We start from the raw sequence: 6,020 nt of genomic DNA, 5'->3' as shown, positions 1-6,020 counted from the left end.
TAACGGATGCGGCAGTAGGGCGCGATGTCCTCAATCAGCGCGGTCAGCTGCCGCACATAGCGGCCCTTGGTCCCGGAACGGTAGCGGACGTTGCTGAACCCGTTGGACGAGACCTTCGATTCCTGCAGGTCCGGGCGCCACAGCACGTTCTCGGCCTGCGGATGCCACCCCAGGTTGACCTCATGGAGCCGCTCATTGTGCGTCAGGAAGATGACTTCTGCCGCGAGCTGGGCCTTGGCTGCAGCTGTCAGGGTGGCATCAAGCTGGCGCAGCAACTCCTCCCAGTCGCGCAGCCAGGTGTCGGTGATGATGACGGGGGAGAAGTTGACGTGCACCTCGTACCCGGCATCCACAAAGTCGTTGATCGCAGCCATGCGTTCAGCCACCGGCGAGGTCCGGACGTCAATCGACTTGGCCAAAGCCGCGGGCATGAGCGAAAAGCGGATCCTGGTGTGGCCGCCGTGGTCCCAGCCGAGCATCGCCGGGTTCACGTACTTGGTGGCAAAGGACAGCTTGGCGGTGGGCAGGTCGCGGAAAAGCGTAACGAGGTCCTCCACGTTGTCGCTGATCAGCGCGTCGACGGAGCAGTCGCTGTTTTCGCCGATGTCGTAGACCCAGAGTTCCGGGTCGCACTGGTTGGGCTCCAGCTTAATGCCCTGGCGGGTCGCGTGCCGTTCAAGGGCGCCGGCAATCTGGTCGATGTTGGCAAACACGGTTACCGGGTTGCTGTACCCCTTGTGCCGGGGCACGTAGCAGTAGGCGCAGGCCATGGCGCAGCCGTTTGCGGTGGAGGGGGCAATGAAGTCCGCGGACCGGCCGTTCGGCTTGACGGTCAGCGCCTTCTTGACGCCGAGGACCAGGGCCTCGGTCTTGATGCGGGACCAGCGCGGCACGTTCGTTTCATCCCCGTGCAGCTCGGGGATGTTCCAGTGGTTGTCGACAAGCACGACGTCGGCGTCCGGCCAGCGTTCCACGACCTCCTTGCCGCGGGGCAGCTCCAGGGCAGCGGGCTGCGCGTAGATGCGGCGGATTTGCAGCAGCCGGTTGAATTCCACGGTTCCATTCTCCCAAGGCGGCAAGGATGGCGCGGGCAGTTAAGCCCACGGCATGTGCTGTGGCGGCCATCATCCCCTGCCCGGGTCATTCCCGCCGCGCTAGACTGGAGCGATCATGAACGGCGCCCGTCTCCGTCTTCTTGCCTGGGTTATGGCCCTGGCGGCCTTCCTCGCGGGCTGCACACCCGCCGTCGGCCATCTCGACGCCGTCACTGAACAACCCGTCCCGGCCTCTTCGGCCCCGCAGGCCGCGGGAGACGTCGTCGCCCCTCAGCCGGCCCCCTCGTCTACTCCCACCCCCGCCCCGGCTTCTGCCCCGCCCGAGGTCCCGGCGCCCGCCCCCGTACCCCAGCCATTCGCCCTCAACCTGTACCAGGAGGGGGACTTCGTGCCGCAGTACACCTTCGACTGGTGTGTAGCGGCGAGCATCCAGATGGCGCACAACCTCATCGATGACACCGGGGGCGGCACCTGGACCGATTCCACCCAGCAGGGAGACCTGTGGGAGATGGCGCGGGCACGGTCGAACAACTCGTTCAACGGCGCCAACCCGCTCGGCTGGGCGCAGGTGCTGACCGAGGCTGGAATGGGGCCATACACGGTCGTCAGCGTTCCTGACTATGAGGATGCGCTGCAGACGGCGGCGCGCGCCATCACGGAGACCGGACGGCCGGTGGGGCTGGTCATGTGGAGCGGCCGCCACGCATGGGTGATGAGCGGGTTCGAGTCCCTTGGTGATCCCGCCCGGTTCCCGGAGTTCCCGGTCACCGGCATCCGCGTCCTGGATCCGCTTCACCCGCACGGCAGCGAGCGGTGGGGTCCGTCGCCCGAGCCCAACAGCCTGCTCACGCCCGAGCAGTTGGCCACGCAGTTCGTGGTCCGCGAACCGCGGCGCTGGAGCAGCGACCTGCCCACCGGCTACATGCTCGTCCTGCCGCGCGCCGCTGCCTGAGCACGCCGCCGCAACCGTTGCGCCGCTCGGTTGCCTGCCGTTCCTGGCGGACCCCTAATAGGCGGTGACGGCCACGGTGCGTGTCGCCAGGACCTGACCGGTGATCCAGTGCAGGAAGTCGACCGCGATGGTGTACCTTCCCGCCGCCGGTGGGCGCAGCAGGAAATCGAACTTTTCGGCTGCGCCGGATTTGAGGATGCTGGTGACCAGCGGCTGGCCGACCTGGGAGGGCTGGAGGGCCGGTCCGTCCGGGTCGGGGGTATTCCAGAAGGGACGTCCATCGTGCGAGATCAGTTCGGCAATCTCGGCCGGTTGGCCGGCCGCATCGAGGAACCGGGTACGGGTGGGGAAGTAGTCGACATTCACCATCCGCACCAGCGTGGGAGCGATGCCGTCCCTGACCACATTGGCGCGCATCGCACTGATGGCCCATATCCTGTCCCCCCTGGGCCGGGTGGGGACCGTGCCGCCCAGGAGAACGAAGTGTTTTGGCTCGAAGCGGTTGAGGCCTGCGTCGTCCCCGGACAGACCGGCCGCGTGGTTCAGTTCGTGCCAGCGCGGGTCAATCGAATAGGGGGCGATCAATGTCTCGGTGGCGATGTCGTACAGCGGGCCGTCAGTTGAGTGGCGGCGGGTTCCCTTGGGGGGCTGGGCAGTGGAACTGACCTGCGGATCGACGATGATGGGCCCGAACATACCCATTTGTACGTGCATGGGGGTGTTGACGTGGCAGTGGTAGAAGTAGGTTCCGGCGGAGCCGCGGTTGGGGTTGCCGGGGACGCCGACCTCAGGCCTCCACTGGTAGGTGTACTCCCCGGTGACTTCGAAGGAGGTGTGGCCTACGCCGTCGTTCCGGGGGTCGGGTTCGATGCCGTGCCAGTGGATGGTGTGGACCCTCTTGCTGGGTTCCACCGTGCCGTGGAACAGTTGCCCCTCCGTCAGCCGCAACAGCGGCCCGGGAAGCCCGCGGCCGGACCTCTCGTCCTCGAAACTCCAAAACTCGATTTCAGGGCCGTTGGGCACCTGCAATTTCCTGTTGAAGAAATCGAACACCATGCTGACGTCCGGGCGCTGGCGGAACTCAGTTTCCGGGCTTCCCTCATGAGGCTGGTCCGAGGCGAACTCCACCTGGCTCCGGTACAGGTGATGACCGCCCGCCACGGTGCCCGGAAGCCCTGGCTCAGGAATCGTGCCCGCTGCCAGGACCCAGTCCGCCACGAGGCCGCCGGGGTACAGCCCGCCGGCCGCCGTCTGCGAGGGCTCCGCGTGGCAGTGCATCGGATACTTCCAGTCGCCACTGCGGGCGTTCCACACCTGGTCCACCACCTCGGGTGGACGCCGGACGGGAAGCAGCGACTCCTTTCGGTCCATCGGTTCGAGCTGTACTGTGTCCTCCCAGTGTTGCAGGAGCACGTCCCCGTCCGCACTGACCCGCCCGCCACTGCGGGGGAAGTCTTCGCCGTTGGCGCGCACCGTCCAGACATGGTTGCCGTGGTAGTGCAGCTGGTGGTCCACGATGCCGGCGTTGACCATCCTCATCAGCTGGCCGGTCCGGACGCCACCCGGGCTTGGCGAGGCGCTGAAGTTCCGCACATCCGTTTCACGCGGGTGGCCGGAGGGGAGCGTGTCCTGCTCCCGGCGCTCATTGAATTCCTCATCCGTGGTGACCGCCAGCGACTGGAAGCCCGCGTAACCGTTGAGGGTGAAGTAGCGGGGTACGGCCGGTTTTGAAGCGGGATTGACCGTTTCGCCGCGGGAAGCTATGCGGGCCCAGTTCGGATCCACGTCGTGGCACAACCACAGCCACTGCCGTTCGAACTCGGTCCCACCCGGGAAAAGCTGCCAGGCGCTGGACGGGTCTATCACCACAAGCGCACCGTAGAGGCCGAGGGTCCGTTCCACGGACGCGTTGCCCGGGTCCGTGAACAGATAGGTCCCGGGCGGCGGCGCTTCGAACTCAAGGAGAGCCGATGTCCCCGGAGCAACAGGGCCCGTCGTTTCATCCTGTTCGGCGGGACCGGCGGCATGGAACCGGAGTTCGTGCGGTTGCGGAAGGTGGTTATGCACCCTTATCCGGACGGTGCTGCCTGTCTCGGCGATGAGGGTACGGTCCGGAAAATAGCTGGCCCAGTATTCCTTCCTGGCCAAGTACTCTCCGGGATTGTCCGAGTCGGTCTGCAGGGGCGCGGGCCTGCCGTGCGGCGGCGTCGGGGCGTCCAGGGGATACGTCCTGCTGGCCACCAGTTGTCCGTCCGCGGAGAAGACCCGTGGGCTCATCCACAGCGACGGGCTGGTGTCGGTCACAGTGGTGCGGCGCTCGCCGAAGCCCCGGTGGTAGACCAGGGAGCCGTCCACCATCGGGACGTAGCCTTCATTGATGTGGACGTCCAGGATGTTCATGACCGCACCTCTTCCGCGGCCATCGGCGGCAGGGCCAGCTGGTAAGTTACGTCCCGTTGCTCGTCCGAGTAGTCCAGCTCCAGCTCGAAGGCATCGCGTGGGGCCAGGTAGCTGATCAGAATGTGCTCCGATGCGTGCGGTGCTACGGGGCCGGGGTTGCGGTCAGAGTCGCGTGGAGTGACTGTTGTCCCTGAGGGACGCAGCTTCAGCCGCAGCTGCCCCGGGCTGAATAGCACTGGTACCGGCCCGGCATTCCGGAGCTGCACTTCGACCAGGACGACGTCGGACCAGGTGAGGTTTACTGGTTCCGGCCCCGCCGGGGCGCCCGGCGTCCAGTCATCGTGGCCGTGTCTATCGAGGCGGAGCTCTTCTCTAGTGCTGGCCCGCCGGACCTGCGTGCTGCCTCCGGTGCCCCTGCCGGCGTTCATGTGTGAAGCAGCCGCCGCCAGGGTCCGGAAAGCCGGCTGGCCCTGGGCATCCAGGCGGGCGAGGCGTCCGGCCCGAACGATGGTGAGGGAACCAAAAACCGTGGCCACACTCGTGGTTGTGGTCTGCGGGCTTCGTCCCACAACGCCGTAGCTGCCCCCGGCCAGCAGCAGGAAAGCGCCGCCACCGAGCACCAGTCCGAACTGGCGGCGGTTGAGGCCTCGATTGGAAAATTGGCTTGCATGAGAATTCATCTCGCCTCCCATGTTGTTGCGGATTAGGCTCATCGTGCTGGCAGCCACCTGCGGAAACCTTGGAGGTCCTGCCGCCGCTTAGCCCTTCCTGATCCTGCCGGCGCGGAGGAGGGCAGCAACTCCCGCGGCCAGCCCGAACAGTCCTGCCGCGAAGGCCACCCAGGTAAGCGCCGGGACAGATGCGCCGGCGGTTACCGAGGCAGCGGGCACGACGGCGGTTTCCGCCGCGGGTGCTGAGGCGTGGCCATGCTGGGTGGTCGAGGCAGCGGTGGTGGTGAAGACCGGGGCGGGGTCCTGGGGCTCGCCTTGGCCTTCGACCACCGGATCGTCCCAGTTCCGGACGCTGCCGTCAGAGTAGGTCTGCGCCGCGGGCAGCAACACAGCAGTACCGGCCTTCGGAAGCCGCCCCACAGACAACGAGAAGGTCTGGTACTGGTCCTCGGTCAGCTGGCTCTGCACGTCGTTGGCCGTCCAGGTTACGGACAGGGGCGCTTCGGTGACGGTGGCCCCGTCCACGGTTACCGGCTGCGGCAACGTGCCTTTGGCAATCCGGGCGGTCCAACCCGGGACGGGCTTCACGCGGACCGACGTGAACGGTGTTGCCGTGGGCAGATCCACCTTGACGGTGGTGGTTGTGGCGGTCTTGGATTCGCTGGGAACCTTGAAGGTCAACTGGGTGTACCCGCCTTCATCGGTACCTTCCGGGGTCACCGACACGTGGGCGGACGCGGCATCGAGGCCAACAGTCAGACAGGCTGCCGTGGCTGCACCGATGGCAGCTGCTCGCAACGAACGAGGGGGTCTGGTTGTCATGGACAGTCCTTTTACAGGTGGGCTACAAACCACAGCATGCGGGGATGACCCCGGAAATACCTTGTGAATAGCAAGTGCGGACGCCCGGGTTGAACCGCTGTCCGCTCCGCCATCGGGAGC

The 6,020-nt window shown here is 66.4% G+C and carries 5 protein-coding genes; 1 reads left to right on the top strand and 4 read right to left on the bottom strand.

The window, feature by feature from the left end; translation table 11 throughout:
• A partial coding sequence (locus P2Q66_RS09160) for a spore photoproduct lyase family protein (RefSeq protein ID WP_275727424.1) occupies positions 1-1,055 on the bottom strand: 1,055 nt, incomplete at its 3' end.
• Between the two features lie 115 nt (positions 1,056-1,170).
• Here P2Q66_RS09160 and P2Q66_RS09155 point away from each other — a divergent pair.
• Positions 1,171-2,007 carry a hypothetical protein gene (locus tag P2Q66_RS09155; RefSeq protein WP_275727422.1) on the top strand — a complete coding sequence of 279 codons (837 nt, stop codon included), beginning with the start codon at positions 1,171-1,173 and terminating at the stop codon, positions 2,005-2,007.
• Between the two features lie 54 nt (positions 2,008-2,061).
• Here the strand turns inward: P2Q66_RS09155 and P2Q66_RS09150 are convergent, their stop codons facing one another.
• The 3 genes from P2Q66_RS09150 to P2Q66_RS09140 form a co-directional block, all read right to left on the bottom strand.
• Positions 2,062-4,407 (bottom strand): multicopper oxidase domain-containing protein, encoded by a 2,346-nt coding sequence (locus P2Q66_RS09150; protein ID WP_275727421.1) that lies wholly within the window; start codon positions 4,405-4,407, stop codon positions 2,062-2,064.
• The gene (locus P2Q66_RS09145; RefSeq protein WP_275727420.1) at positions 4,404-5,087 is read right to left on the bottom strand and encodes a hypothetical protein; all 684 of its coding nucleotides are present in this window, start codon (positions 5,085-5,087) and stop codon (positions 4,404-4,406) included. Before P2Q66_RS09145 ends, P2Q66_RS09150 begins: the two co-directional genes overlap by 4 nt.
• Before the next feature lie 78 nt (positions 5,088-5,165).
• Positions 5,166-5,900 carry a YcnI family protein gene (locus P2Q66_RS09140; protein WP_275727417.1) on the bottom strand — a complete coding sequence of 245 codons (735 nt, stop codon included), beginning with the start codon at positions 5,898-5,900 and terminating at the stop codon, positions 5,166-5,168.
• Positions 5,901-6,020 lie beyond the last annotated feature (120 nt).

Origin of the sequence: Arthrobacter sp. Cr_A7 (genome assembly GCF_029222765.1) — a bacterium.
Taxonomy (GTDB): domain Bacteria; phylum Actinomycetota; class Actinomycetes; order Actinomycetales; family Micrococcaceae; genus Arthrobacter.
The sequence above is the reverse complement of the archived record's forward strand: the minus strand, read 5'-3'. Positions and strand labels throughout refer to the sequence as shown.

What these genes read in the sequence shown, in the direction of transcription:
- P2Q66_RS09150 (WP_275727421.1), bottom strand. Translation starts at nt 4,407, where the DNA reads ATGAACATCCTGGACGTCCACATCAATGAAGGCTACGTCCCGATGGTG.
- P2Q66_RS09155 (WP_275727422.1), top strand. Translation starts at nt 1,171, where the DNA reads ATGAACGGCGCCCGTCTCCGTCTTCTTGCCTGGGTTATGGCCCTGGCG.
- P2Q66_RS09145 (WP_275727420.1), bottom strand. Translation starts at nt 5,087, where the DNA reads ATGAATTCTCATGCAAGCCAATTTTCCAATCGAGGCCTCAACCGCCGC.
- P2Q66_RS09140 (WP_275727417.1), bottom strand. Translation starts at nt 5,900, where the DNA reads ATGACAACCAGACCCCCTCGTTCGTTGCGAGCAGCTGCCATCGGTGCA.